The sequence below is a fragment of the Mesorhizobium sp. WSM2561 genome, assembly GCF_000513915.1.
Taxonomy (GTDB): Bacteria; Pseudomonadota; Alphaproteobacteria; order Rhizobiales; family Rhizobiaceae; genus Mesorhizobium; species Mesorhizobium muleiense.
The window spans coordinates 12,567-38,734 of record NZ_AZUX01000006.1; the positions used below are offsets into that span (position 1 = coordinate 12,567).

The window sequence follows — 26,168 nt, forward strand, 5'->3', positions numbered from 1 at the left end:
GATGCGACTGGGCGGACGGCTGGCAGCAGCCATCGAAGTGCTGGAGGATATCGGCCGGCGACACCGGCCGGTCGCCGATGCGCTGAAGGATTGGGGCCTGTCGCACCGCTTCGCCGGCGGCGGCGATCGCGCCGCGATCGGCAACATCGTCTACGACGCGCTGCGGCGAAAGCGCTCGGCCGGCTGGCTGTTGGGCGAAGATACGCCGCGCGCCATCGGTTTTGGCGCGCTGCTGCTCGAATGGAACCAGACGGCGCAGTCGTTGAACGAAGCGCTCGACGGTGACAAGTTTGCGCCGCCGCTGTTGAACGACGATGAACTGAAGGCCATCGTTGACCGCCGGCTCGACGATGCGCCGCCGGCGGTGCGCGCCGATATTCCGGATTGGTGCGAACCGCTTTTCGAGCAGGCCTTCGGCGCCAGCTGGGTCGATGAAGGTGCGGCGCTGGCGACCCGCCCGCCGCTCGACCTCAGGGTCAACACGCTGAAAGCCGATCGCAACAAGGTGCTCGCCGAACTGGCCGAGACCGGCGCCAAGGCTGCACGAATTGCGCCGCACGGCATCCGCATCCCGCCGATCGCGGGCGACGGCAGGCACCCGAACGTGCAGGCCGAACCGGCCTTCCAGAAAGGCTGGTTCGAGGTTCAGGACGAAGGCTCGCAGATTGCCGCCACGCTGGCTGGCGCCGAGGCCGGGATGCAGGTTCTCGACTTTTGCGCCGGAGCCGGCGGCAAGACGCTGGCCCTGTCGGCGGCGATGGACAATCGCGGCCAGGTGTTTGCCCATGATTCCGAAAAAGCGCGGCTGGCGCCGATCTTCGACCGCATCCGCCGCTCGGAAAACCGCAACGTGCAAATCGTCACCAAGCCGACGGAACTAAGCCCCCTCGCGGGCCACATCGACATCGTCGTGGTCGACGCGCCCTGCACCGGCAGCGGTACCTGGCGGCGCCGGCCCGATGCCAAATGGCGGCTGACGCAGAAGCAGCTCGATGCGCGCAAGGGCGAGCAATCGGCGATCCTCGATGTCGCCAAAACCTTCCTCAAACCGGGCGGGCTGCTGGTCTACATCACCTGCTCGGTGTTCGACGAGGAGAATGGCGAGCAGGTCGCTGCCTTCAGGGATCGTAACAGCGGCTTTGTCCCGGTCGATCACCGCCAGCTCTGGGACAGCCGCTTTCCGGGCCACGAGGCGGCCGCACGTATCGGCGCAGCAGGCGGCATTGCGTTGTCGCCGGCGCTGAGTGGTACCGATGGGTTTTATGTCTGCGCACTGCGCAAGGGTGGCTGAACCTTGCCGGCGGGCTGATTGCTGCAGTGCAGCAATAGCGATTGCCTGCTGCTCATACCTCTGCAATAAGCTTTTCTGACAGGAGCGTGACAAGCTATGGCAGCAGAGATCGTACCCGCCCCCAATTATGAGGATCGTGTCAGAACGTCCTTCGCGCGCCAGAACGCCATGACGACGATCGGCGCCGAGCTGACCCTGGTGACGCCCGGCATCATCGAGATCGAGATGCCCTATTCAACGACGCTGACTCAGCAGCATGGCTTCCTCCATGCTGGCGTCATTTCGACGGCGCTGGACTCGGCCTGCGGCTATGCGGCGTTCTCGCTGATGCCGGAAAGCTCCAGTGTGCTGACCATCGAGTTCAAGGTCAATCTGCTGGCGCCGGGTCGGGGCGAGCGTTTTCTGTTCCGCGGCTCGGTGACCAAGCCCGGCCGCACCATCATCGTCGCCGATGGCCAGGCCTATGCCTTCGCCGTCGACGGCGAGGCCAAGCTGATCGCCACCATGACCGGAACGATGATGACGGTGGTCGGTCGCGATGGCATCGAAGGCTGATCCGATGCGCAAGGCCGTCAGAATTGCCGGCAGGGCCGTCCTCTTCGTGATGGCGGCGCAGGCCGAATACGGGCCGCATCTGCAGCGGCTGTTCACGCCTGTCATGACAGGGGTGGGGCCGGTCGAAGCGGGTGTCACGCTGGGCGCGGAACTGTCATGGCTCAAATCTGAAAAGGCGCTGCCGGATCTCGTCGTGTCGCTCGGTTCGGCCGGCAGCCGGACACTGGAACAGACGGAAATCTACCAGGCCGTTTCGGTCGCCTACCGCGACATCGACGCCTCGCCATTGGGCTTCGAGAAGGGCGCGACGCCGTTTCTCGACCTGCCGGTGACGGTGCCGCTGCCGTTCAGGATTCCAGGCATAAGCGAGGCGACGCTGTCGACCGGCGCGGCGATCATCTCCGGCAGCGCCTATGATGCGATTGGCGAGGACATGGTCGATATGGAGACCTTCGCCTGCCTGCGAGCCTGCCAACTGTTCGGCGTGCCGCTCGTCGGCCTGCGCGGCATTTCCGACGGGGCTGCCGATCTCAGGCATGTCGGGGACTGGAAGGAGTATCTCCATGTCATCGACGAGAAGCTGGCGGATGCGGTGACGCGGCTGGAACAGGCGATCGGCTCCGATACGCTGCAGTTTGGACCATGGCATGACGCGGAAACGGAGTGAGGGAGACGCCTTCGCAACCCATTGCGCCGACTCGTTTCTTTCTCTAAACGCTCGCCATGAAGATAGCCAATCGTCCCGACACCGTCCTGCCCGACACCGTCCTGATTGTCGATTTCGGCAGCCAGTTCACGCAGCTCATCGCCAGGCGCATCCGCGAGGCCGGCGTGTTTTCCGAGATCGTGCCGTTCCAGTCGGCCGAAGCGGCGTTCAGGCGCATCAATCCGAAGGCGGTGATCCTCTCCGGCGGCCCGGCCTCGACCGGCGACATCGGCAGCCCGCGCGCGCCGCAGATTGTCTTCGACGCCGGCGTGCCGGTGCTCGGCATCTGCTATGGCCAGATGGCCATGTGCGTGCAGATGGGCGGCGTCGCCGAAAGCTCCGACCATCGCGAATTCGGCCGTGCCTTCGTCGAGATCCAGAAGGACAGCCCGCTGTTCGAGGGCCTGTGGGCGCCCGGTCAGCGCCATCAGGTGTGGATGAGCCATGGCGACCGCGTCATCTCGCTGCCCAAGGGATTCGAGGTGTTCGGCAAATCGGAAGGCTCGCCCTTCGCCATCTTCGGCAATGTCGAGCGCAAGATGTACGGCATCATGTTCCACCCCGAAGTGGTGCACACGCCGGACGGCGCCCGGCTGCTGCAAAACTTCGTCCACAAGATCGCTGGCATCGAAGGCGACTGGACGATGCGCACCTACCGCGAGCACGCGGTCGAGACGATCCGCAAGCAGGTCGGCAAGGGCAAGGTCATCTGCGCGCTTTCGGGCGGCGTCGATTCCTCGGTCGCAGCACTGCTGATCCACGAGGCGGTCGGCGACCAGCTCACCTGCATCCTTGTCGACCACGGGCTGATGCGCAAGGACGAGGCATCAGGCGTGGTGAAGATGTTTCGCCAGCACTACAATCTGCCGCTCATCCTGGTCGACGCCTCGGACCGCTTTATCGGCGCGCTCGAGGGCGAGTCGGATCCGGAAAAGAAGCGCAAGACCATTGGCCGGCTGTTCATCGAGGTGTTCGAGGAAGAGGCCGAGAAACTCGGCGGCGCCGATTTCCTGGCGCAGGGCACGCTCTATCCCGACGTCATCGAAAGCGTCTCCTTCACCGGCGGCCCGTCGGTGACGATCAAGTCGCACCACAATGTCGGCGGCCTGCCCGAGCGCATGAACATGCAACTGGTCGAGCCGCTGCGCGAATTGTTCAAGGACGAGGTTAGGGTGCTCGGCAAGGAGCTCGGCCTGCCCGACAGCTTCGTCGGCCGGCACCCGTTTCCCGGACCCGGTCTTGCCATCCGCTGCCCGGGCGGCATCACCCGCGAAAAGCTGGAGATCCTGCGCGAGGCCGATGCCATCTATCTCGACGAGATCCGCAAGGCCGGCCTCTATGACGCCATCTGGCAGGCCTTCGCCGTGCTGCTGCCGGTGCAGACCGTCGGCGTGATGGGTGATGGCCGCACCTATGAATTCGTCTGCGCGCTGCGCGCCGTCACCTCGGTCGACGGCATGACGGCGGATTTCTACCACTACGACATGGCGTTCCTCGGCGCCGCCGCCACCCGCATCATCAACGAGGTGCGCGGCATCAACCGCGTCGTCTACGACGTGACGAGCAAGCCGCCGGGCACAATCGAGTGGGAGTGAGGGATAAAAACGGCGGCAATAGCGTAGTTTCGGCGGTGGTTTTCGCCTCCGCTTAATTGCCGCTCCCGTCCGTCTTTCACTTCCATTGAATTCGCCTACTTCATTTCTTTCCTACAGGATCGATCTGCGCCTGCTTCGGGATGGTGTAAAGCCGCTTCCATTGGCGGGAGTGCTCTGGCGTAGAATAGCGTGCACAAAGGCGGGTCTGCTTCGAGCCCCATTGTCGCCGGTGAGGAGTGTGCATGGCGATCCCGAAACCGGCCGTTCCGCATGCGGCCTGAGAAGCGGTACGCTCACTTTTTCAGCTTGGACTTTGCGGCCATTCCCGCTTGCACCGTTGTACATCGGTTTGCGACAGAAGCCGACGTTCCCGCATTTACCCCCATTCTTCCCCTAACGAGCAAGACCCGGCAAGCGTCGCCGGCGATCTACTGCGCGTCAGTCGCGCGATATGGACAGCCCCGCTAGAAGCGGGGCGTAGGCGGCGAGTCTGCGGGACACGAACTCGGTGAGGAGCCGCACGCGCTTCGTCTTGCGTGTCTCCCCCTGAGTGAGAACCCAGACCGGCCCATACAGGTGTAGGTTCGTACCTGGCACCCTCTCCAATAAGGGATCGGTATCTCCGACGAAACACGGGAGCGTCGTGATGCCTATACCTTGCCGGACCGCCGCGATCTGCGTTTCGAAATCCATGGTCCGGAACGGAGTCCCAGTCGTGCGAAGTTCTCCCTCGCGGGTCCAGTCCGGTACTCCATGACCGCTTATGGCGATCCATCTGGGATCCGGCCCGCCCGCCTGCCACTCGGCTAGTCGATCGCCGGACATGTAGAAGCCGCCGTACAGCTCCGGTCCCTTCAGACCGTGAAGATTGAGCGGCAGGGCTTCGCGGTCGTAGACGACACGGATCGCCACGTCGGCCTCTCGGTTGGTCAGATTTGCCAGCTCGCCGGACGACAAGATTTCCATCTCGATGCCCGAATGCAGGCGTACGAAATCCGCGAAGTCCGGCATTAGCAGGTGTGCTGCGAGGGGCGCCGGCAGCGTCACCCGCAGAAGCCCGCGCACGCTTTGATCGCGCCCCAAGACGCGCGTTTCCAGCTGGTGCGACGACGCTTGCATCTGGTCCGCGAACTCGAGGACCTCCTCGCCCGCAGCTGTTAAGCGGTAGCCCGAAGGCAGTTTTTCGAACATCTGCGCCCCGAGGCGGTCCTCGAACTGGGCGATGCGTCGCAGCACGGTCGCGTGGTTCACTCCGAGACGTTTGGCGGCGGCCCGCACTGAGCCTCCTTGCGCGGCCGCGAGAAAGTAGCGAACGTCATCCCAGTCGATCATGGTGCATTCCCGCGCCGCGCAGTGCGGCTTCCGAAGCTCATTCTAACATACAGAGCCGGAGTTTGCGCGAACATCGCGGCGTTTGATTATCGGTATGGATCGTTTTCGCACCACCGATGTGCGCGATTGCTCACTGTCTGGCTGACTTCGGCAGCGCCATGTTGAGCTTCCCGGGAAGACCTCCCGTACAGTCAAAGACCCGAGATAGCGAAACGAAGGATACACGATATGACCAGATTGAATGGAAAGACCGCCGTGATCACGGGTGGCGCCACCGGCATCGGCCTCGCCGCTGCAAAGCGCTTCATCGAGGAGGGCGCTTTCGTCTTCATCTTCGGCCGTCGGCAGGATGCGCTCGACGCCGCTGTGGCCGACCTCGGGCCCAATGCCCGCGCGGTGAAGGGCTCGGTCTCCGATCTGGCCGACCTCGACCGACTCTACGCGGCGGTGAAGGCCGAGCGCGGAACCCTCGACATCGTCTTTGCGAACGCTGGGGTAGGAAGCCAGCTTAAGCTCGGCGAGATCACCGCCGAGCACATCGACGAAACCTTCGACGTCAATGTGAAGGGTACGATCTTCACGGTTCAGAAGGCGCTGCCGCTGATGGGCGAAGGCGGCTCGATCATCCTGACCGGATCGAGCGCCGGCACCACGGGCGCCCCGGCGTTCACCGCCTACAGCGCAAGCAAGGCGGCCGTGCGCAACCTCGCGCGAACCTGGGCGGAGGACCTGAAGGGCACCGGCATCCGGGTAAATGTCTTGTCGCCCGGGGCCATCGCGACCGAACTCGCGACCGAAGCGCTCGGAGAGGACGGCTTGAAGGCTTACGGCTCAATGACTGCGTTTCAGCGCATGGGCTATCCAGCAGAGCTCGGGGCGGCGGCAGCCTTCCTCGCCTCGTCGGACAGCAGCTTCATGACCGCCAGCGAGGTAGCCGTCGACGGCGGCCTAGCCCAACTCTGACCCGCTACGCCTTGACGGGTTCCATTCGATATTCAGCGCCCGACCGGCGTGGTAAAACAAAGGAAAATAAACATGAGCTACGCAATTATCGGCTTCGGCAACATCGGCAAAGCCCTGGCCAAGGCGTTTGCCCGCAAGGGCATCGAGGTATCCGTGGCAACCACGCGCGACCCGGAAAGCTTTGCGGCCGATGCGGCCGCAATCGGGCCTACGATCATCCCCAAGAAGCTGGCGGAGGCAGTCAAGGCGGACATCATCTTTTTGGCAGTTCGTTTCGAGTCGCACCCAGATGTCGCGAACGCGCTGCCCACCTGGCAGGGGAAGACCATCGTCGATGTGACCAATGCCTATGGCGTGCCCCCTGAGGAACTGGGGGGACAGCCGTCTTCCAAGTTCATAGCGCGGGCTTTCTCTGGTGCAAGACTGGTCAAGGGCTTCAACCATTTGCTCGCTGCCGCCCTTGACCAGGATCCGGCCGTAAAGGGTGGCAGGAGAGTCGTATTCCTGGCGAGCGATGATGAAGACGCTGCAGCGCAGATTGGTACGCTCGCGGAAAATCTCGGCTTCGCGCCGATCAAGCTAGGCGGGCTTTCGGAAGGCGGACTGCTCGTGCAGGCGCGCGGAAATAGCTGGGGTCATCTGATCTTTAAGGACCTGGTCAAATTCGACTGACGAACACGACGTGCCCACCGGCATGGCCACGATGCACGGATCGGATCGAGCGCGATCCGATGCGTGCGAAATGGAGAAATTTCCATGAGTATTGAGAAGAATATTCAGACCGTGAAGGACTTTTTCGCCGCAATCGGCCGCGGCGACAGGGAGGGTCTGCTGGCGCTGGCCGCTGAAGACATCGAGTGGATCATTCCGGGCGAGACTGGCCGCTGGCCGGAACACGCCACGGACACGCCGGGCTGGCGGATTTGCTTGAGACGGCATCCAAGTCGATAGAAACGTCCACGGAACCCCGGGAGTTCGTAGCGCAAGGAGACCGGCTCCTCGTCGTCGGCTTCGCGAGGGGAAAGATCAAAGCTACGAACAAGACGTTCGAGGACGACTGGATCTTCGCTATCACGGTCCGGGATGGCAGACTGACGAGCATCCGGGAGTACATCGACACGCAGGCGCTGGCGCGGGCCTCGCAGGTGGACGCGTCCGGGCTGCCGTAGCGCTGGCTGGTAGGTCCTTCCGACTGATGCGGTCGAGGTGACGCCTAGAAGCAAAGGATGAAGTGCTCCGCCTCTAGTCAGCAGTATGATGAATACTCAGTTTTGACGGTCAAGCGCAGCAGATGCCGATCCGGTTCAACATGCTGCTTTTTTGACATCGTTGCTCGACGGGTTCGCCAAGATGGCGCCCGTAATGATGCGAAAGAGATGATCGGCCCGCGGCGCGAATGAGGGTTGGTCGACCGCCCAGCCGAGTGCCGTCATCAGGGCGAACAGGTCGTCCCCATTCATATCGGCGCGCGCCGTCCCTTCGGCCTGAGCACGGAGCAGCAGTTGCGCGCTCGCTGAGTGCACCGCGGCGCATGAAGCATAAAGCGCGGAGTCTGGGTTCGTGTGGGCCGCCGCCATCAAGGCGACAACGCCCCTATAGCTTTGGGTGAATGCCAACCATTCGCGAAGCCAGGACTCGAGCGCTTCGTCAGGCGAATCCGAGGTTTCGAGTTCGTCTGCCGTCTGCGTCAGTGCGTCCAGATTCGTACTCAGCAACGCTTCGAACAAGGCTTCTCGCGTCGGGAAATGACGCAGCAGCGTGGCCAACCCGACGTCGGCCCGGCGGGCGATATCGCGCATAGACGCATTGATACCGTGCTCGGTGACGACGTCACGCGCGATCGCGAGGATATGGTTGTAATTTTTTTTTGCGTCGGCTCGCATGAGATGCCTTGATAACCGGATCAGTGATCCGTATATGTGGATCGATGATCCGGTTGTTAATCGGATCGGTGAACCACTAAATAGAGTGCGTCTGCGCAAATGGCAACAAAGGCGCTGCCCGTCCCGCAAGGAAAATGAACATGAGCACTATCAGCATCATCGGCTCAGGCGGTATGGCCGCAGCGATCGGCAGCCTCGCCGCCAAGGCCGGGCACACCGTCGAGGTGATGAGTCGCGACGCCGCCAAGGCGCGGGCGCTGGCCGAGCAGGTTGGAGCCGGCGCGACGACCGGAAAGTTTGGCGCCGCTCCGGTCGGGGACATTGTCATCCTGGCGGTTCCTTATTCGGCCGTTCTCGACGTGGTGAAGCAGTACGGCGAAAAACTGGCAGGCAAGCTCATCGTCGACATCACCAACCCCATCAAATCCGACTTCACGGGTTTCTTGACTCCTGAAGACAGTTTCGGCGCGCAGGAGATCGCCAAGGTTGCTCCTGCCATGCCACTATCGTCAAGGCGTTCAACACCCAGAACGCCCAGGTCTTGGCTGCCGGTCCAATCGGGGGCCATCCATTGGACGTGTTCATCGCCGGGGACGACTCTCAGGCGAAGGCGCGCGTCTCGGCATTCATCGACAGCCTCGGACTACGTCCGATGGATACCGGGCGGCTGATTGTGGCGCGGACGTTAGAGCACGCCTGCATGCTGTGGCTGGGCCTCATGACCCACTCCATCAAACACACCAACTTCTCAATCCGCGTCAGCCTCCTCGGCTGAGCCGCGGCACCACGTCTCGCATCACATTACCCAAGGAGCAGCAGTATGCGCGTTTTAGTTACTGGCGGGACCGGCCATATCGGTTCGTATATCATCCCCGAGCTCATCGCGGCCGGACATGAGGTCATAGGCCTGGCCCGGTCGGACACGTCCGCGACTGCGGTGTCGGCGCTCGGAGCCATGGTACGTCGCGGGGATATCACCGACCTCGACGGGCTCAAGGCCGCGGCGGCGGAGTCCGACGGCGTCATCCACGTCGCGCACCGGCAAGACCTGCTGCCCTCTGGCGGGATCGACGCCGTGGCCGCCGCGGAGCTCCAGATCATGCTCGCCTACGGCGAGGCGCTGGCGGGGACCGGAAAGCCGCTCGTCGTCTCGGGGAGCATCGGCGCGCCGGGGTGGGAAAACCTGGGCCGGCCAGCCACCGAGGAAGATCCGGCTCTTCCCGGCGGCAATGCATACAAGGGCACCCTGCGGGTTCGTAACGCCGTGGAACTCGCCGTGATCGGCTTAGCGGGACGGGGCGTGCGGTCTTCGGTCGTCCGAATTCCTCCCGTCGCGCACAGCACGACCGATGCCGGCTTCCTTAAGCTGCTGATCGGTCTCGCGAAGGAGAAGGGCGTTATCGGTTACCCCGGAGACGGCACGAACCTCTGGCCGGCCGTGCATGCCCGCGACCTGGCCTCCCTGTTCCGCCTGGCGCTGGAGAAGGGGCCGGCTGGCAAATATTGGCACGGGATTGAGGGCGACGGCATCCGGTTCCGCGAGATCGCTGAGGCCATTGGCAGCCGTATGGGCGTGCCCGCCGTGCCCATCCCTGCGGACGTACTGATGTTGCCGGGCTTCTTCGGCTTTCTCGCGAATTTGGTCACGCTGGACCTTCCGGCGTCCAACGCCATCACCCGCCAGACTCTCGGCTGGGATCCAGTTCAGCCGGGCCTGATCGAGGACCTCGACAACGGCCATTACTTCCCGGCGGGCCGTATCGCGATCCCGTAATTCGTCAAACCAATAAACGGATCTCCCGTCTAGAGACCACCAGCATTAGCCCCATCTCAATAGGAAACTGCACATGAGCATTATCAGCATCATTGGCTCTGGAACTATGGCCACGGCGATTGCCGGCCGTGTCGCCAAGGCTGGACACACTGTCGAGGTGGTCGGCCGCGACCCCGCCAAGGCGCGGGCCCTCGCCGACCAACTTGGAGCCGGAGCGACCACTGGGACATACGGCGCCGCCCCCGCGGGCGACATCGTCATCCTCGCCGTGCCGTACAGCGGTGCAGCGGCGGCGGTGGCCGACTTTGGGAAAGCGCTCGATGGCAAGGTGATCGTCGACATCGCCAACCCGGTTGCCCCCGATCTCTCGGGCCTCGTCACGCCCCACGGCAGTTCTGGCGCGCAGGAGACCGCAAAGGGCCTCCCCGCCGGCGCGCATGTTGTGAAGGCGTTCAACACGATCTTTGGTCACGTGCTTGCGAAGGGTGGACGCCTCGACGCGTTCATCGCAGCCGACGATGCGGAGGCGAAAGCGCGCGTCTCGACGTTCCTCGAAAGTCTCGGGCTGCGTCCGCTCGACGTGGGCGGCTTACACATGGCCCAGACGCTGGAGGCGCTCGGTTTGATGATGATTGGCCTCGCCAAAAACGGCGCCGGCACCTGGGACTTCGCCATGAACGTCGATATCGGCTGAATCACCGACATCAGCCCTCACCGGCAGATCCGCAACACCACTGGAAGCAGGTCATCCGATGGCTGTCACCCGATGAGTCGGGCGTACTGTCGGGTGCCATGTGGTTCGCATGGTCAATGCGGCTCGGAAACACATAGTCGGCAATAGCACCGCCCCGACGTTCGAGCCATGCTAATAGGCTGAAGCGCACATCGGAGGTCAATTCGAATTAGACCGGTCGGCCGTCTTCTTCTGCACTACAGCCAAGGAATCGATCATGATCACTCCCTTCCAGATTCCCTATGATGCGGACCAGGCCGCTGACCTTCGTAGCCGCCTCGCACGGACGCGTTGGGCCGACGCGGTAACTGACGACTGGACCATGGGAACCGAGCGCGGCGTCCTCAACCAGTTCATCGATTTCTGGCGTGACGGCTATGACTGGGCGCAGCGGCGAGACCGGCTTAACCAGCTTCCCCATTTCCGGACGACGGTCGACGGCCATGGCATACACTTTCTGCATTTTCGCAGCGCAAAAAGTGGATCGATCCCGCTACTGCTGATGAACGGTTGGCCGTCCAGCTTCGTGGAGTTTCAGCGTATAGCACCGCTGCTTACCCAGGGAACGCCGGCATTCGATGTCGTGATCCCCACCATGCCCGGCTTCGGCTACTCGGACAGGCCAACCCGGCCCTACGCGGCGGAGCCCAGCGACCTTTATCCGAAGCTCATGACGATGCTGGGCTATGGGCGGTTCGTCGTGGCCGGGACTGACATCGGCTCCGGCCTTGCCACGCGAATGGCGCTTCGGCATCCGGCGCGTTTGCTGGCTCTCCATGTCTCGGCGGTCGCGCTGAAGCCGATTCCAGAAGATGCGTCGCCCCTGTCGAAAGCCGAGATCGACTATGACGAGCGCCTCCAACTGTGGAGCCGGGAGGAAGGGGGCTATCAGGCGATCCAGAGCTCGAGGCCACAAACTCTCGCCTTTGGGCTTGCCGACAGTCCTGTTGGCCTCGCCTCGTGGATTGTCGAGAAATTCCGGGCCTGGACGGACTGTGATGGCGACATCCTCTCTGTCTGGCCACTCGAAGCCTTGATTGACACCCTGACGATCTACTGGATGACCAACACGATCGGGTCGTCTGTCCGCTACTATTACGACGCCGCCCGGCTGCGGCCGCCGCTGCGGGCAGATGACTTCGTGCATGTCCCCACCGCCGTCGCGATGTGGCCACATGATCTGGCGCTCGCGCCGCGCGAGCGGGCCGAGCGGCTCTACAATGTGCGGAGTTACACCGTCTTTCCGCGTGGTGGGCATTTTCCGGCTTGGGAAGCGCCGGAACTCTACGCCGACGATTTGCGAGAGATCGCGCTCGCCGTGAGCTGAACGAGCAAGCGTGATCCGCGTCACTCCGCTTTATATCGAAGCTCAAGCCATCGCATCCATGGGATGAGATGGCCTCTGTGTCAGTCCGAAGATCTGTCTGTCTGTTTGACCGGCCGGGCTTTGCGCTGATGGACATCCGGCCCGGGCGCGATCTTCGCTCGGCCCTCAAGACAGATCTGGCGGCGCTGCTCCAGCCACGCTTCGACCTCCTCCAGGTCCCACACGATGCATCGCGGCGTGAGAGTGAAGCGGCGAGGGAATTCCCCGCGTTTTTCCATTTCATAGATCGTGCTGTCGGCGAGCGGTACGATGAGCCGGAGCTCATGCCGTCGGATGTTTCGTGGTAGCCCGGTCAGCACTGTCGCGGGACCGGAATATCCCACCGGGTTTTTGTCGTCGTAATCCTGATACGGCGTCATCAGGGTGCGAACGCGATCTGGCTTCTTGGTCATGTTTATCCTCCGTGGTTGGAGGATGTTTGATGCCGCTGCGGCTTTGCCTGGTCGCGTAACTATCGTTGGTCGGGAACCTGACGGTACTTTTGGGTGTGCTCGCGTTTCGAATGTCAGGCCTGGAAAGGCGGGCCGAGAGCCGATAGTGGTCGATAGATCGCTCGTGGGGGTTGGCCAAAATTCGCCAACTAAATCAGAACGGTAGGATCCTGACGGGTCCTAGGCCGGTAGTATTTGGACCGAAAAATATTTTCTTGAGCAAATCCAATTGGTTAGGATAGAGCCGAACCATCGAATGGGAGTAGGGGAAAGACCTAATAAATTCGGCGAAGCGGCTGTTTTGGAGTAGATTAGCGTAGGATCTTCGGCGGTCCGGGAGTTCATCTGCCGCACATGATCAATGACGATCCTGATCGTCTTGTCACAGTAACGCCCGCCATAGTGATTCCACCGTTCACTCGATCGACCCGGATGTTTTACCACGAAGGATTCGCGTCCGACGCTGTGATGTCGCCCGGCATATTCTTCTGTTTCGAGGACCAGGCCTGGAGCAGGCGCTTGAACAAACGCAGGCGCGCCGGGTGCGTCACCTTCCAGTGCTCAACCGGCAGAAGCGAATGACGGGGCCTCATCTCGCTGAGTGATATCGCTCTGAAGGGCGAAAGTTCGATCCTCGCGCCGCTTGCCAAAATCGCTGCCGGACGCTGAACGGCACCTGCACGCCGCCTGAGGTTTCAGGGGCGCTTGCGAAAATAGACGAAAGCGGCATGCATCTAGAGGAACCAGGCATGCCGCCCATGAGCCCGACGGAATCGGCTTCCCTTGGAAATCCGTGGCGGCGCTCTCGGCTGATCGATGAGCATCGGCGCCGGCAAGGGCGACCCCTGTAGCAGGCGGCGATTTGTGTAAGCCAATCATGAAGGCCTACCGCCAGAAAGCACTGTGGCCTGAGATTTCAAGTCGGACTTGAAATATCAAGGCGCGCGGCGCACGATGGCGCAGAAATGCACCGAGAGGGAGACGGGGCGGAGGGCTGGAGCGTAGCAGCGCTTGGAGGAAGCCATGAACGTCAAAGCGATTCTCGAGGACAAGGGTCGAGCCGTCGAGACGATTGGCCCGAACGAGACGCTCGCCGTGGCGATCAACAGGCTCGCCGAACACAGGATCGGCGCACTGGTCGTTACCAATGGTGATCGCAAGGTGATCGGCATCGTGTCCGAGCGCGACATCGTCTGCGCCATGAACAAGTATGGGGCTGCGGCCCTGGAGCAGAGTGTCCGTCACGCAATGACCGCCAAGGTCAACCTCTGCACCGAGAACCACACGATCAACCAGGTCATGGAGATCATGACCACAGGCCGCTTCCGCCACCTGCCCGTGGTAAAGAACGGCCAACTCGACGGCATCGTCTCGATCGGCGACGTGGTGAAGAAGCGCATCGAGGAGGTCGAGCGCGAGGCCGAAGAGATTATTCACTACATCTGGGCGGGGTAAGCTCGCCAAAGGCCCGCCGTCTGGCCGCGACGTCCTTTTTTCAGGGTTTCTGATCTCGTGCCGAACCTCCTTAGGCAGCCTGAGTAACGGATAGGCAGCTGCGGGATCGCACACCGTATCAGATGCTGAGACTTGGGCATAACGTAGCGCCAAACCATGTAATCTTGAGAAAAATTCGATACTAGGGCACAATTTGTAGACGCATCTGAAGTGCGCAGCTATCTCAAACCCGGCCGCCTTGCGCCGAGTGACAGATCGCGGCGGAGGGTTGGCGTCGATGGATCAGGCGTTCTTTCTTCTGTTCGCTGCGGCGTCCGTGATCACGGCACTGACCGTGGTCCTGGCGCGGAATCCGGTTCACAGCGCATTGGCGCTGATGGCGTGTTTCCTGCAGATCTCGGCAATCTTCGTCTTGCTCGAGGCACCGTTGCTCGCTGTCATCCAGATCTTCGTCTATGTCGGCGCAATCATGGTCCTGTTCCTGTTCGTGATCATGATGATCGATGTGCGCGAAGCGGTATTGCAGCGGTTCTTGCCGGGCGGCAACCTGCCGGCTCTGGTGCTGCTCGTCCTGCTTGGGGTCGAGATGCTTGTACTGGTGCTCTGGAGCGACCGCTTTTCGGTCACGGAGCCCGTCGCGATGCGCGGCGGCGATCAGATCAGGCAGCTCAGCATGACACTTTTCGCCGACTATCTCCTACCGTTTGAAGCCGCCTCCGTGATCCTGCTGGCGGCCCTGGTCGGCGCCATCGTGCTGGCGCGGAAGGAGCAGGGGTGATGGTTCCGCTCTGGTGGTATATTTTGCTCGGAGTGGTCCTGTTCGTGATCGGAGCGGCGGGCGTGCTGCTCAGGCGCAATATCCTGGTCGTGCTGATGTCGCTGGAGTTGCTGCTCAACTCGGTCAACATCAATTTCATCGCTTTCGGGCGTTACTACGACGATTTCCGCGGGCAGATCTTCGCGATCTTCGTCATCGCAATCACCGCGGCGGAGGTTGCGGTCGCCCTCGGGATTCTGGTCGCCCTCGTGAGGAACAAGTCCACCCTCAAGGTCGACGACGTGACCATGATGAAAGGATAGCGGCTTGGACCCGGTGATATCGATCCGGCCGCTGCTTGCCGTCGCCGTCGCAGGCCTGGCGGCCCTTGCAGTTCTCGTTCTGAACAACCGCGAGAAACTCCGCGATCTCGTCTCGCCCTTGGCCGCGATCGCCATGTTCGCAATTGTCGTCTCGATGGCACCCACGGTGCTGGCCGGCGGGACGGTCGATTTGCGCCTGTTCGAGATTCTGCCGGGGATCGACTTCGCTTTCCGGGTCGATGCGCTCGGCATGGTGTTTGCCACCGTCTCGTCGCTCTTGTGGATCGTGGCGGCGATCTATTCCATCGGCTACATGCGCCACTTGAACGAGCACGCGCAGACCCGGTTCTTCGCCTGCTTCGCCGCCAGTCTCGCGGCGGCCGTCGGGGGCGCCTTCGCCGCCAATCTGTTCACGCTGGTGATCTTCTACGAGGTGCTCAGCCTCGTTACCTATCCGCTCGTCTATCACCACGAGGACGAAGAGGGATGGACGGGTAGCCGCAAGTACCTCGTCTATTTGATGGGGGCGTCGAAAAGCGTGCTTCTCGCCGCGCTGGCGCTGACCTACCATCTGGCGGGGTCGCTCGACTTCGTGCCAGGCGGGCTGCTGGCCGGGGTCGATGCCTCGCCGGCGCTGCTGACCGTGGTCTACTTCTGCTATCTGTTCGGCTTCGCCAAGGCCGCGGTGATGCCGATGCACGCCTGGCTGCCTGCCGCGATGGTCGCGCCGACACCGGTCAGCGCACTCTTGCATGCGGTGGCCGTGGTCAAGATGGGCGTGTTCTGCGTGCTGCGGGTGGTGTTCCATGTCTTCGGCACGGGGCTGGTGGACGGGCTGGGGCTCGGCATCGCAACGGCCTATCTGGTCTCGTTCACCATCCTGATGGCGTCCATCTACGCCCTGACGCGGGACGACCTGAAGGCGCGGCTCGCCTATTCGACGGTCAGCCAACTCTCCTACATCGTGCTGGGCGCGGTCCTGCTGTCGCCGGTCGCGATGGTTGGCGGGATCATCCACATTGCGGCGCATGCGTTCTCCAAGATCACGCTCTTTTTCTGCGCCGGGTCGATCTATTGCGCGTCCGGCAAGCGGAACATCAGCGACATGGCCGGCATCGGCCGCAGGCTGCCCTGGACGATGGGCGCGTTCTTCGTGGCCTCGCTCAGCATGATCGGGGTGCCGCCGACCGCGGGCTTCGTCAGCAAGTGGTATCTGGCGCTGGGCTCGGTGGAGGCGGGGGAGATTGCGTTCCTGGTCGTGCTCTTGGTGAGCTCGGTCCTGAACGCCGCCTACTTCCTGCCGGTCAGCTATGTCGCTTTTTTCGGGACGGAGACACAGGAAAGTCCGGCGACGGTCCGTGAAATTCCGTTGGTGACGATCCCACTGGTCGCGACCGCGATCCTGTCGGTGTCGATGGGTATTTTCCCCGGCTATTTTCTCACCCTGGCGGAAGGAGTGGTCAGATGATCAGGCGTGTCGTCGATTTCTTTGGTGAGGCGAGATACGCGGAGCAACGCCGCCGGCTGTTTTATCTGGCGCTCGTTCTGATCGTCATCGCCGATTTTCTGGTCCCCCGCGAACACGCTGAATTCCTGTGGGACCGCTTGCCGGGCTGGTCGGCCGTCTATGGCTTCTTGTCCTGCGTCCTGCTGATCTTCGTCTCCAAGTTCCTCGGCCATCAGGGCGGGTTGATGCGGCGCGAGGACTATTATGATTGACTTCGTCCATCCCGCCCTGCTGTTCATTCTTGGCGCCCTGCCGATCCCTTTTCTGAAAGGATCAATCCGCAAGGCCTATCTGATGTTGATTCCCGCGCTGGCGATCCTCGCCGTGCTCACCGTGCAGCCGGGCAGCTACGGCGCGGCGGAGTTCATCGGGCAGGAAATCCTGATTGCGAAGGTCGACAGGCTGAGCATCGTCTTCGCCACCGTTTTCACCATTATGGCGCTGATCGGCATGGTCTATGCGCTGCACCTGACGGGCGCCGGAGAGCATGTGGCGGCGTTCGTCTATGTTGGCAGCGCGCTCGGCGTGGTGTTTGCAGGCGACTACCTGACCCTGTTCCTGTTCTGGGAAGGTATGGCGTTTGCCTCTGCCTATCTGGTCTTTGCCCAGCGCGGCAAGCAGGCGATCCGTGCGGGGTTCCGGTATCTCATGGTCCATATCACCGGCGGCGTCGCCCTGCTGGGTGGCGTCATTCTCCACGGGCTCGCCACAGGTTCGCTGCTCTTCGGCCCGATCGAGGGGGGGATGGGCGTCGCCGCCTACCTGATCCTTGCCGGGTTCATGCTCAACGCCGCGGTGCCGCCTCTCAACGCCTGGCTGACAGACGCCTACCCGGAGGCGACCGTCACCGGAGCGGTGTTCATGAGCGCCTTCACCACCAAGACCGCCGTCTATGTGCTGGCCCGGGCGTTTCCGGGCACCGAGCTTCTCGTTTGGCTCGGCACGGCAATGGCGCTTTACGGCGTCATCTACGCGGTGCTGGAGAACGACTGCCGTCGGCTCCTGGCCTATCACATCGTCAGCCAGGTGGGCTACATGGTGGCGGGCGTCGGCATCGGTACCGAGATGGCGGTGAACGGGGCCTCCAGCCATGCCTTCGCGCATATCCTCTACAAGGCGCTCCTGTTCATGGGTGCGGGGGCGGTGATCCACGTCACCGGGCGGCGCAAGCTCACCGAGCTCGGTGGGCTCTACAGGACCATGCCGCTGACCGTGGCGCTCTACATGGTCGGCGCCTTCGCGATCTCGGCATTTCCGTTCTTCTCGGGCTTCGTGACCAAATCGATGGTGGTGGCCGCCGCCGGACAGGATCACCGCGCGCTGGTGGTGCTGGCGCTGACGATGGCATCATCTGGGACCTTCCTGCACACTGGGCTCAAGCTCCCGTACTACATGTTCTTCGGCATGGACCGGAAGCTGGAGGCGCGGGAGCCGCCCCGCAATATGCTTGTTGCGATGGGAATGGCGGCGGTGCTGTGCATCGCGATCGGGGTGTTCCCCCAACCACTTTACGCGCTGCTGCCCCATCCAGTCGACTTCGAACCCTACACCGGCGTCCATATCACCGAGAGCCTCGGCATACTGATGTTCACCGCATTGGGCTTCGTGCTGTTCCTCAGGGCGCTCGACCCCGAGAACACGATCAGCATCGACACCGACTGGTTCTACCGCAAAGGCGCGCGGCATTTCATGTGGCTCGCCGAAAAACCGCTGGCGCGCTACGAGAAGGCGGTGAGCGACGTGTCCGAGACCGTGGTGCTGCCCTTCCTGCACGGAACCGCACGGGCCGGACTGCGGATCGATCTCAACGGTGTGGACGCCGTTGTGAACGGCGTCGCCCGCTCAATCCTGCGCGGTGGCGGTGCGCTGCGCAAGCTGCAGACCGGCGTCGTGACCCATTACGCGCTGGCGATGATCGTCGGTGTGATCGCAGCCATCGCCGTCTTCGCTGTGGTGTGGCGGTAGGTGTGCGATGGCGTTCCCGCTGCTTAGCCTCATCGTGTTCATGCCCGCCGCCGGGGCAGCGGTTCTGATGCTTCTCCGCAGCGACGATGCGGTGCGGTGGACGGCGCTAGGTGTCACCGTCCTCGACCTCGCTCTCTGCATCGCTATGCTGGCCGGCTTTGACACCACTACCCACGAGATGCAGTTCACCGAGACGCGCCCGTGGGTGCCCGCGCTCGGAATCACTTACGCGCTCGGCATCGACGGAATTAGCGCGCTCTTTGTATTCCTGACTGCGTTATTGGGCTGGATCTGCGTGCTCGCCTCGTGGGTCGCGATCGACCGCAAGGTGAAGGAGTTCATGGTCAGCCTGCTGGCCATGCAGGCGCTGATGCTGGGGGTGTTCTGCGCGCTCGACCTGTTCCTGTTCTACGTCTTCTGGGAGGCGATGCTGATCCCGATGTACGTGATCATCGGCGTCTGGGGTGGCGACGGCCGGGTCTATGCGGCGTTCAAATTCTTCCTCTACACGCTGGCGGGCAGCCTTCTGTTCCTGATCGGTGTCATCGTGCTCTATTTCCACGGCGGCGAGACTTTCGACATCCTCGCCCTGACGGCGCAGGATTTACCGTTCCGGGTTCAGTCCTGGCTGTTCTTTGCCTTCCTGATCGCCTTCGCCGTCAAGGTGCCGATGGTCCCGGTCCATACCTGGCTGCCGGACGCCCATGTGCAGGCGCCGACGGCGGGTAGCATCATCCTCGCCGGCGTTCTCCTGAAGATGGGCGCCTACGGCTTCCTGCGGTTCTCGCTGCCGATGCTGCCGGAGGCGTCGCTGTATTATTCGACGCTAATGCTTACGCTTTCGGCGCTCGCAATCGTCTATGGCGGGTTACTCGCGCTGGCGCAGGACGACCTCAAGAAGCTGGTGGCCTATTCCAGCATCAGCCACATGGGTTTCGTGACGCTGGGTATTTTCACGTTGAACCTCCGCGGGCTCGAGGGCGGCATCCTGCAAATGTTCAATCATGGCGTAACGACGGGCGCGTTGTTCCTGTTCGTCGGCCTGATCTACGAGCGGACCCATACCCGCAGCATCGCGGATTATGGCGGGCTAATGAAGGCGGCGCCGGTCTATACCGCGTTTCTTGCGCTGTTCACCCTGTCGTCGATGGCGCTGCCGGGAACGAATTCGTTCGTGGGCGAGTTGCTGGTGCTGTCGGGCGCGTTTGCGGCCAATCTGGCCGTCGGCGCGGCCGCCGTTTTGGGGGCACTGCTGGGCGCGGCCTATCTGCTTGGCATGTACAGGAAAGTCGCGCTTGGTCCAGCCAGCATCGGCGTGCGGTTCAAGATTCGCGACGTAAACGCCCGCGAGCTGGTGACGATCCTGCCGCTGGCGGTCTTCGTGCTCTGGGTCGGGCTCTATCCGAGACCTTTTCTCAACATCATCGGGCCATCGGTGAGGCATCTGCTCACGCAGGTGCATTCTAACGGGGGCGGCCAATGACCGCTGCCACGCTTTTCCAGTCGATCCTAGCGAGCCTGCCCGAGATCGTGGTGGTCACTGGGGCCTGCATCTTGCTGATTCTGGGACAGCTTGTGCCAAAGGGACAGGGGTATTTCCTCGTCTGGGCTTCCGCTGCAACCGTGCTGGTTGCGACCCTGGCGACACTGTTACTGGCGGGCGAGGTGCGGCCGGCCTATTCGGGCATGTTTATCGCCGACCGCTTCGCGGTCTTCTTCAAGATGGTGTTCTACCTTTCGACCATCCTGACGTTCCTCCTGTCGCGAAAATATGCCGAGATCGAGGAGATCGCGTTGAGCGAATACTATGTCCTGCTGCTCTTTGCGCTTTCCGGCATGATGATCATGGCCTCGGCAACCGATCTTCTGTCGATCTATGTCGGCCTCGAGCTGATGGCGCTCTCGACCTATGTGCTCACCGGCTTCCTCAGGAAGGAGCGGCGGTCGAACGAGGCGGCGCTGAAATACGTGGTTCTCGGCGGGGTCTCGACGGGAATCTTCCTCTACGGCGTCTCGCTGATCTACGGGATCACCGGCACGACGCAGCTGGACGGGATGGCTGCGGCGGTGACCGGCGACCCGCTCGATCCCGGATTGCTCCTGGCGGTGGTCTTCATCGTCGCGGGGCTGGTCTTCAAGGTCGGCGCGGTGCCGTTCCACATGTGGGTGCCGGACGTCTATGAAGGCGCGCCGACGACAATCACGGCCTTCATGTCGGTCGCCCCCAAGGCGGCGGGGTTCGCGGTGATCCTGCGCGTGTTCCTCAACCCGCTGGTCGCCGCTTCCGACGCCTGGATCATCGTCGCGGTGATCGCGGTGGTGACGATGGCGCTCGGCAGCTTCGTGGCGCTGGTGCAGGACAATTTCAAGCGCCTGCTCGCCTATTCCAGCATCGCCCATGCGGGCTTCGCGCTCTTCGGCGTGGTGGCGGGTGGCGCCGACGGGATTGCCGGGGTGATGCTCTACCTGCTGATCTACGCCTTCATGAATCTCGGTATCTTCGGCATCGTCATCATGATGCGGAATGGCGATTTCTCCGGCGAGGTCATCGAGGACTACGCCGGCTTCGCCAAGTCGCATCGCGGGTTGGCGCTTCTGATGCTGCTCTACCTGTTCTCGCTCGCCGGCATTCCGCCGACAGCCGGGTTCTTCGCCAAGTTCTACGTGCTGGTGGCGCTCGTCGAGCGGGGTTTCGTCACGCTGGCGGTGATCGCGGTGCTGCTGAGCGCCGTCGCCGCCTACTTCTACATCCGCATCGTCATGGTGATCTACATGCGCGAGCCGGAGCGCGCGTTCGAGCCTGCCCTGACGCCGTCCGTCCGCGCCACGCTCGCCTTGACCGCCGCCGGCACCATCGGCATCGGACTGTTTCCGGCGTGGTTTCTGAGGCTTGCCCAGAGTTCCGTGTTCGGCGGTTGACCACGATTGGATTTGCAATGAACCGGCCAAGGGAATACTCTGGAGCGTACGAAAGGATGCCCTAGTCGCTGCACGAGGGCCAGCACCGCCGGCCTGAAGATTGGTCGGTCGCAGCTTGAGCAAGCCCTCGGTGGGTGACCAGGGCAGCGCGACATGACTGGAATGGAATTCCTGCCGGTTCTCTTCATGGTCGCCGGAATTGTCCTGGTGGCCGTGGCGACGCTGTTCGTCTCCTCGCTCCTGCGCCCGTCCAACCCCTATCCCGCGAAGAACATGCCCTATGAGTGCGGCATGGACCCGGCCGGCGAGGCCGCCGGGGGCCGCTTCAGGGTGCAGTTCTTCATCCTCGCAATCCTGCTGGTGGTGTTCGACGTCGAGGCGATGTTCCTGTTTCCCTGGGCGGTCGTGCTGAAGGAGATCGGGCTCGTCGGCTATGTCGAGATGTTTGTCTTCATGCTGCTGCTTATCGTGGGCTTCGCCTACGCCTGGCTGAAAGGAGCGCTGGAATGGGAGGAGTAGGCGAAACGATTCGCGACAGCGTGCTGTTCACCACCGCCGACAGCGTCATCAGTTGGAGCCGGCGGTCGGCGCTCTGGCCCGAGACCTTCGGGATTGCCTGCTGCGCCATAGAGATGATTTCGGCCGGCTGCGCCCGCTACGATCTCGACCGCTTCGGCGTGGTGTTTCGACCTTCGCCGCGCCAGTCAGACGTGATGATCATCGCCGGCACGGTGACGCGGAAGTTCGCTCCGGTCGTGCGCCGGCTCTTCGACCAGATGCCGGAGCCACGCTGGGTCATCGCCATGGGCACCTGCGCGATCTCGGGCGGGGTCTACAACACTTACGCCGTGGTGCAGGGGGCGGAGACTTTCGTGCCGGTGGACGTGCATGTGCCCGGCTGCCCGCCGCGGCCCGAAGCACTGATGCATGGCATCCTTCTGCTCCAAGAGAAGATCAAGAGGTCCCGCGCGCTGGCCGGGACGCCTCTGGATCGGGTTGCAGCCTCATGAGCGTGGAGACGTCCCTCATCCGCACCCTGATCGCGGAACGTTTCGGGGGGGAAATCGAGGAGCTTGGCTTCTCGCATGGGGTTCACGCTTTCGCCTCACCGCCTGACATGATCGTCGAGCTTTGCCAATTCCTGAAGGGCCATCCGACGCTGCGGTTCGATTTCCTGTCCGACATCTGCGGGGTCGACCATTATCCCGAAACGCTGCGCTACAAGGCGGTGTACCACCTCTATTCGCTGCCGAACAAATGGCGCGTTCGGATCAAATGCCGCCTCGGCGATCCGCCGCGGGTCCCGTCGGTGACGGGGGTCTGGCGGACCGCCAACTGGCACGAGCGCGAGGCCTGGGACATGTATGGCATCCGGTTCGAGGGCCATCCCGACCTGCGCCGGATCTACATGTGGGAAGGCTTCGAGGGCTTTCCGCAGCGCAAGGACTTTCCGCTCCGGGGCTACAAGGACACGCTGAACCCGTTTGGCGCGGAAGGCCCGCCGCCGACGCAGCCCGATCTCGCCACCAAGGACATTCCATAAGGGAGGCCGTTCGACGCCGGGAAGTGAGATGACCGAAGTCACGGAACTGAGCAGGCCGGCAGGTGAAGCGCTCGACACAAAGGAGGTGCTTCTCAACCTCGGCCCGCAGCATCCCAGCACGCATGGGGTGCTGCGGCTCGTCCTTGAGCTGGACGGCGAGTATGTCGCGCGCGTGGACCCACACATCGGCTACCTCCACCGCGGCACCGAAAAGCTGGCCGAGAGCTTCACTTACACCCAGATTTTTCCGCTAACCGACCGGCTCGACTACCTCTGCCCGCCCTCGAACAACCTCGCTTTCGCGCTAGCGGTGGAGAAGCTCCTGGGCATCGAAGCGCCGATCCGCGCGCAATATATCCGCGTGCTGATGGCCGAACTCGCGCGGATCTCCGGTCACCTCCTGATCACCGGTGCGTTGCCGATGGACCTGGGCGCCATGACCGCGTTGGTTTACGCCATGCGCGAGCGTGAAATGATCATGGACCTACTGGAGATGATCAGCGGGGCGCGGATGCACACGTCCTTCTGCCGGGTCGGGGGTGTGCGCGAGGACCTGCCCGACGGGTTCTTTCCCAAGATCAGGGAGTTCTGCGACATCTTCCCGAACCGGATCCGCGACTATGAACGGCTGGTCGAGAACAACCGGGTGTTCCTGAAGCGCACGCAGGGGATCGGCGTGATCTCAGCCGAGGACGGCATCGACCTTGGCCTGAGTGGCCCGAACCTGCGGGCCTCGGGCGTCGACTGGGACATCCGCCGCGACGAGCCCTATGAGATCTACGACCGGTTGGCTTTCAACGTCATTACCCGCGATGAGGGTGATTGCTACGCGCGCTGGCAATGCCGCGTCGAGGAGATGCGCGAGAGCGTCCGGATCATCGAGCAATGCCTTGACCAGATGCCCGAGGGGCCGTTCCAGATCGATATGCCGACCATCGCTTTCCCAGTGGATAAGGACAGGGTGCACTGCTCGATGGAGGCGCTGATCCAGCATTTCGACCTGTCGGCTTATGGCTTCAAAGTGCCGAAGGGCGAGGTCTATTCGGCGATCGAGGCACCAAAGGGCGAACTCGGCTTTTACATCATCAGCGACGGGTCGCAAAAACCGTTCCGTATGAAGGTGCGGGCACCGTCGTTCGTCAACCTTCAGGGACTGTTCGGGGCAAGCAATGCGCGCTTCCTCGCGGATATGATCGCCGTGCTGGGCAGCCTCGACCCGGTGATGGCCGAGGTAGACAAGTAGCCGGGATCTGGACGCAATGAACATGCGCGAAAAGATAGAAGCGGCGGCGGCGCGGTATCCCGACCAGCGCTCGGCGATCATGCCCGCGCTTCTGATCGCGCAGAAGGAACATGGTCATCTGCCCGGCCCGGTGTTGGAAGAGGTCTCCGACATCCTGGGTGTCGAGCGGGTCTGGGTCTACGAATTGGCGACCTTCTACACCCTCTTCCATACCGAGCCGGTGGGTCTGTTCCACTTGCAACTCTGCGACAACCTATCCTGTATGCTGCGCCGATCCGAGGACCTACTGAGGCATCTGGAGACTGTGCTGGGGATCGAAAAGGGCGGCACGACCCCGGACGGGCTGTTCACGCTTTCGACCGTCGAATGCCTCGGCGCTTGCGAGATGGCCCCGGTGATGCAGGTCGGCGACGACTATCACGGCGACCTCGACATTGCGCGGATCGACGCGCTCTTGGACAGGCTGCGCGCGGCGGCAGGGCAAGCGACTGGCGCCGAACTCGCCGCCGCAGGACCGCCGGGTGAATAGCCGCCATGTTCGAACCGGTCCTTCTCAGAAACATGGACGTGCCGGATGGCCATCTGCTTTCGAGCTATGAGGCCGGTGGCGGCTACCAGGCGCTGGCGAAGGCGCTGCGCGAGCACACGCCCGACGAGATCATCGACCTCGTCAAGCAATCGAACCTGCGCGGTCGCGGCGGCGCCGGATTCCCGACGGGGTTGAAATGGAGCTTCGTGCCAAAACGGGCCGACAAGCCGAAATACCTGTGCTGCAACGCCGATGAGGGCGAGCCCGGCACGTTCAAGGACCGGATCATCATGGAGCGTGATCCGCACCAGCTGATCGAGGGCATGGCAATCAGCGCCTACGCGATCGGGGCGGAAACCGCCTATGTCTACATCCGCGGGGAATACGTGCTGGCGATCCACCGGCTGGAGCAGGCGATCGCCGAGGCCCATGCGAAGGGTTATCTGGGGACACGGATTCTGGGCTTGGATTTCAATTTCGTCGTGCACATCCATTGCGGCGCCGGCGCATATATCTGCGGCGAGGAGACGGCGATGCTCGACTCGCTCGAAGGCAAGCGGGCGCAGCCCCGTCTGAAACCGCCATTTCCGGCGGTCGCGGGGCTCTACGCCAGCCCGACCGTGATCAACAATGTCGAGACGCTGGTCTGCGTGCCGCATATTGTGGCGCGGGGGCCGGACTGGTTTCGCGGCATCGGCCCTGACAAGAGCCCCGGTCCGAAGCTTTATTGCCTCAGCGGGCACGTGCGGAAACCGGGCCTTTACGAACTGCCGATGGGCATATCGCTGCGTGAACTGGTCGAGGACCGCGCGGGCGGGCCGCCGCCGGGGCGCAGGATCAAGGCGGTGATCCCCGGCGGGGTCTCGGCGCCGCTGATCCCGGAGCGCGGGCTGGATGTCGGGATGGACTTCGACTCACTGGCTGCGGTCGGCTCGATGCTTGGCTCGGCCGGGGTGATCGTGATCGACGACTCGACCTGCATGGTCAAGGTCGCCACCCGGATCATCGAGTTCTTCCACCACGAGTCCTGCGGCAAGTGCACGCCGTGCCGCGAAGGGCTCAACTGGGTTGTGAAAGTGCTGCGCCGGGTCGAGGCGGGACAGGGCGTGCCGGACGATCTGGAACAGCTGGAGGCGCTCTGCAAGGGCATTTTCGGCAACACGTTCTGCGCTCTGGGCGATGGCGCGGCTATGGGGCTGCGGGCGGCACTGACGCATTTCGAGCATGAATTCGTCGCCCATATCGAGGAGGGCAGGTGCTCGTTTCACTAAGGAGCG

Annotated in this window: 27 protein-coding genes and 1 pseudogene; 25 read left to right on the forward strand and 3 right to left on the reverse strand. The window is 62.8% G+C overall.

The window, feature by feature from the left end:
* Position 1: 1 nt before the first annotated feature.
* The 4 genes from M727_RS0109150 (at position 2) to guaA (ending at position 4,147) form a co-directional block, all read left to right on the forward strand.
* Complete coding sequence (locus M727_RS0109150; protein WP_027152433.1) at positions 2–1,291, forward strand: RsmB/NOP family class I SAM-dependent RNA methyltransferase; 1,290 nt, start codon at positions 2–4, stop codon at positions 1,289–1,291.
* A 96-nt stretch (positions 1,292–1,387) separates the two neighbouring features.
* A complete protein-coding gene (locus M727_RS0109155) occupies positions 1,388–1,846 on the forward strand; it encodes a PaaI family thioesterase (RefSeq protein WP_027152434.1) in 459 nt (152 codons plus the stop codon).
* A gap of 4 nt (positions 1,847–1,850) precedes the next feature.
* Positions 1,851–2,513, forward strand: a complete 663-nt coding sequence (locus tag M727_RS0109160; protein ID WP_027152435.1) for a 5'-methylthioadenosine/S-adenosylhomocysteine nucleosidase — start codon at positions 1,851–1,853, stop codon at positions 2,511–2,513.
* 56 nt (positions 2,514–2,569) lie between these two features.
* On the forward strand, positions 2,570–4,147 hold the full coding sequence (gene guaA / locus M727_RS0109165) for a glutamine-hydrolyzing GMP synthase (RefSeq protein ID WP_027152436.1): 1,578 nt from the start codon (positions 2,570–2,572) through the stop codon (positions 4,145–4,147).
* 438 nt (positions 4,148–4,585) lie between these two features.
* Here the strand turns inward: guaA and M727_RS0109170 are convergent, their stop codons facing one another.
* Positions 4,586–5,479 (reverse strand): LysR family transcriptional regulator, encoded by an 894-nt coding sequence (locus tag M727_RS0109170; protein ID WP_027152437.1) that lies wholly within the window; start codon positions 5,477–5,479, stop codon positions 4,586–4,588.
* Between the two features lie 228 nt (positions 5,480–5,707).
* Here M727_RS0109170 and M727_RS0109175 point away from each other — a divergent pair, with 228 nt between their 5' ends.
* The 3 genes and pseudogenes from M727_RS0109175 (at position 5,708) to M727_RS36110 (ending at position 7,611) form a co-directional block, all read left to right on the forward strand.
* Positions 5,708–6,442, forward strand: coding sequence for an SDR family oxidoreductase (locus M727_RS0109175; RefSeq protein ID WP_027152438.1), 735 nt, complete (start codon positions 5,708–5,710; stop codon positions 6,440–6,442).
* A 72-nt stretch (positions 6,443–6,514) separates the two neighbouring features.
* On the forward strand, positions 6,515–7,114 hold the full coding sequence (locus M727_RS0109180; protein ID WP_027152439.1) for an NADPH-dependent F420 reductase: 600 nt from the start codon (positions 6,515–6,517) through the stop codon (positions 7,112–7,114).
* A gap of 84 nt (positions 7,115–7,198) precedes the next feature.
* Positions 7,199–7,611: pseudogene (locus M727_RS36110) on the forward strand (nuclear transport factor 2 family protein).
* Positions 7,612–7,746: 135 nt separating this feature from the next.
* Here M727_RS36110 and M727_RS0109190 read toward each other — a convergent pair.
* Positions 7,747–8,325, reverse strand: coding sequence for a TetR/AcrR family transcriptional regulator (locus M727_RS0109190; protein ID WP_027152440.1), 579 nt, complete (start codon positions 8,323–8,325; stop codon positions 7,747–7,749).
* A gap of 134 nt (positions 8,326–8,459) precedes the next feature.
* Here M727_RS0109190 and M727_RS36115 point away from each other — a divergent pair, with 134 nt between their 5' ends.
* From M727_RS36115 to M727_RS0109210, 4 genes are all read left to right on the forward strand, one after another.
* Positions 8,460–8,996 (forward strand): NAD(P)-binding domain-containing protein, encoded by a 537-nt coding sequence (locus tag M727_RS36115; RefSeq protein ID WP_280944147.1) that lies wholly within the window; start codon positions 8,460–8,462, stop codon positions 8,994–8,996.
* A gap of 149 nt (positions 8,997–9,145) precedes the next feature.
* Positions 9,146–10,099 carry an SDR family oxidoreductase gene (locus tag M727_RS0109200; RefSeq protein ID WP_027152441.1) on the forward strand — a complete coding sequence of 318 codons (954 nt, stop codon included), beginning with the start codon at positions 9,146–9,148 and terminating at the stop codon, positions 10,097–10,099.
* A 73-nt stretch (positions 10,100–10,172) separates the two neighbouring features.
* Positions 10,173–10,793, forward strand: coding sequence for an NAD(P)-binding domain-containing protein (locus tag M727_RS0109205; protein ID WP_027152442.1), 621 nt, complete (start codon positions 10,173–10,175; stop codon positions 10,791–10,793).
* 256 nt (positions 10,794–11,049) lie between these two features.
* The gene (locus M727_RS0109210; protein WP_084646681.1) at positions 11,050–12,159 is read left to right on the forward strand and encodes an epoxide hydrolase family protein; all 1,110 of its coding nucleotides are present in this window, start codon (positions 11,050–11,052) and stop codon (positions 12,157–12,159) included.
* 80 nt (positions 12,160–12,239) lie between these two features.
* Here the strand turns inward: M727_RS0109210 and M727_RS0109215 are convergent, their stop codons facing one another.
* Entirely contained in the window at positions 12,240–12,611 is a 372-nt protein-coding gene (locus M727_RS0109215) for an AlpA family phage regulatory protein (RefSeq protein WP_084646682.1), read from the reverse strand.
* Positions 12,612–13,673: 1,062 nt separating this feature from the next.
* Between M727_RS0109215 and M727_RS0109225 the strand changes: the two genes are divergently transcribed.
* From M727_RS0109225 to nuoF, 14 genes are all read left to right on the forward strand, one after another.
* Positions 13,674–14,105, forward strand: coding sequence for a CBS domain-containing protein (locus tag M727_RS0109225; protein ID WP_027152445.1), 432 nt, complete (start codon positions 13,674–13,676; stop codon positions 14,103–14,105).
* Between the two features lie 277 nt (positions 14,106–14,382).
* Positions 14,383–14,883 (forward strand): NADH-quinone oxidoreductase subunit J, encoded by a 501-nt coding sequence (locus M727_RS0109230; protein ID WP_023800377.1) that lies wholly within the window; start codon positions 14,383–14,385, stop codon positions 14,881–14,883.
* Positions 14,883–15,185, forward strand: a complete 303-nt coding sequence (gene nuoK / locus M727_RS0109235; RefSeq protein WP_023800378.1) for an NADH-quinone oxidoreductase subunit NuoK — start codon at positions 14,883–14,885, stop codon at positions 15,183–15,185. The genes M727_RS0109230 and nuoK overlap by 1 nt, the downstream gene beginning before the upstream one ends.
* A gap of 4 nt (positions 15,186–15,189) precedes the next feature.
* The gene (locus M727_RS0109240; protein ID WP_027152446.1) at positions 15,190–16,653 is read left to right on the forward strand and encodes a monovalent cation/H+ antiporter subunit D family protein; all 1,464 of its coding nucleotides are present in this window, start codon (positions 15,190–15,192) and stop codon (positions 16,651–16,653) included.
* Entirely contained in the window at positions 16,650–16,904 is a 255-nt protein-coding gene (locus M727_RS0109245) for a hypothetical protein (RefSeq protein WP_023800380.1), read from the forward strand. Before M727_RS0109240 ends, M727_RS0109245 begins: the two co-directional genes overlap by 4 nt.
* On the forward strand, positions 16,897–18,657 hold the full coding sequence (locus M727_RS0109250; protein WP_023800381.1) for a Na(+)/H(+) antiporter subunit D: 1,761 nt from the start codon (positions 16,897–16,899) through the stop codon (positions 18,655–18,657). Before M727_RS0109245 ends, M727_RS0109250 begins: the two co-directional genes overlap by 8 nt.
* A 7-nt stretch (positions 18,658–18,664) precedes the next feature.
* On the forward strand, positions 18,665–20,140 hold the full coding sequence (locus M727_RS0109255; protein WP_027152447.1) for an NADH-quinone oxidoreductase subunit M: 1,476 nt from the start codon (positions 18,665–18,667) through the stop codon (positions 20,138–20,140).
* Positions 20,137–21,576: an NADH-quinone oxidoreductase subunit N gene (locus tag M727_RS0109260; RefSeq protein ID WP_023800383.1), complete on the forward strand. Its 1,440-nt coding sequence runs from the start codon at positions 20,137–20,139 to the stop codon at positions 21,574–21,576. The genes M727_RS0109255 and M727_RS0109260 overlap by 4 nt, the downstream gene beginning before the upstream one ends.
* Before the next feature lie 153 nt (positions 21,577–21,729).
* Positions 21,730–22,095 carry an NADH-quinone oxidoreductase subunit A gene (locus M727_RS0109265; protein WP_023800384.1) on the forward strand — a complete coding sequence of 122 codons (366 nt, stop codon included), beginning with the start codon at positions 21,730–21,732 and terminating at the stop codon, positions 22,093–22,095.
* The gene (locus tag M727_RS0109270; RefSeq protein WP_027152448.1) at positions 22,083–22,586 is read left to right on the forward strand and encodes an NADH-quinone oxidoreductase subunit B; all 504 of its coding nucleotides are present in this window, start codon (positions 22,083–22,085) and stop codon (positions 22,584–22,586) included. The genes M727_RS0109265 and M727_RS0109270 overlap by 13 nt, the downstream gene beginning before the upstream one ends.
* On the forward strand, positions 22,583–23,119 hold the full coding sequence (locus M727_RS0109275; protein ID WP_027152449.1) for an NADH-quinone oxidoreductase subunit C: 537 nt from the start codon (positions 22,583–22,585) through the stop codon (positions 23,117–23,119). The genes M727_RS0109270 and M727_RS0109275 overlap by 4 nt, the downstream gene beginning before the upstream one ends.
* Positions 23,120–23,147: 28 nt before the next feature.
* Complete coding sequence (gene nuoD, locus M727_RS0109280; RefSeq protein ID WP_027152450.1) at positions 23,148–24,362, forward strand: NADH dehydrogenase (quinone) subunit D; 1,215 nt, start codon at positions 23,148–23,150, stop codon at positions 24,360–24,362.
* Between the two features lie 16 nt (positions 24,363–24,378).
* A complete protein-coding gene (gene nuoE / locus M727_RS0109285) occupies positions 24,379–24,891 on the forward strand; it encodes an NADH-quinone oxidoreductase subunit NuoE (RefSeq protein ID WP_027152451.1) in 513 nt (170 codons plus the stop codon).
* A gap of 5 nt (positions 24,892–24,896) precedes the next feature.
* A complete protein-coding gene (nuoF, locus tag M727_RS0109290; RefSeq protein ID WP_027152452.1) occupies positions 24,897–26,162 on the forward strand; it encodes an NADH-quinone oxidoreductase subunit NuoF in 1,266 nt (421 codons plus the stop codon).
* Positions 26,163–26,168: the final 6 nt, after the last annotated feature.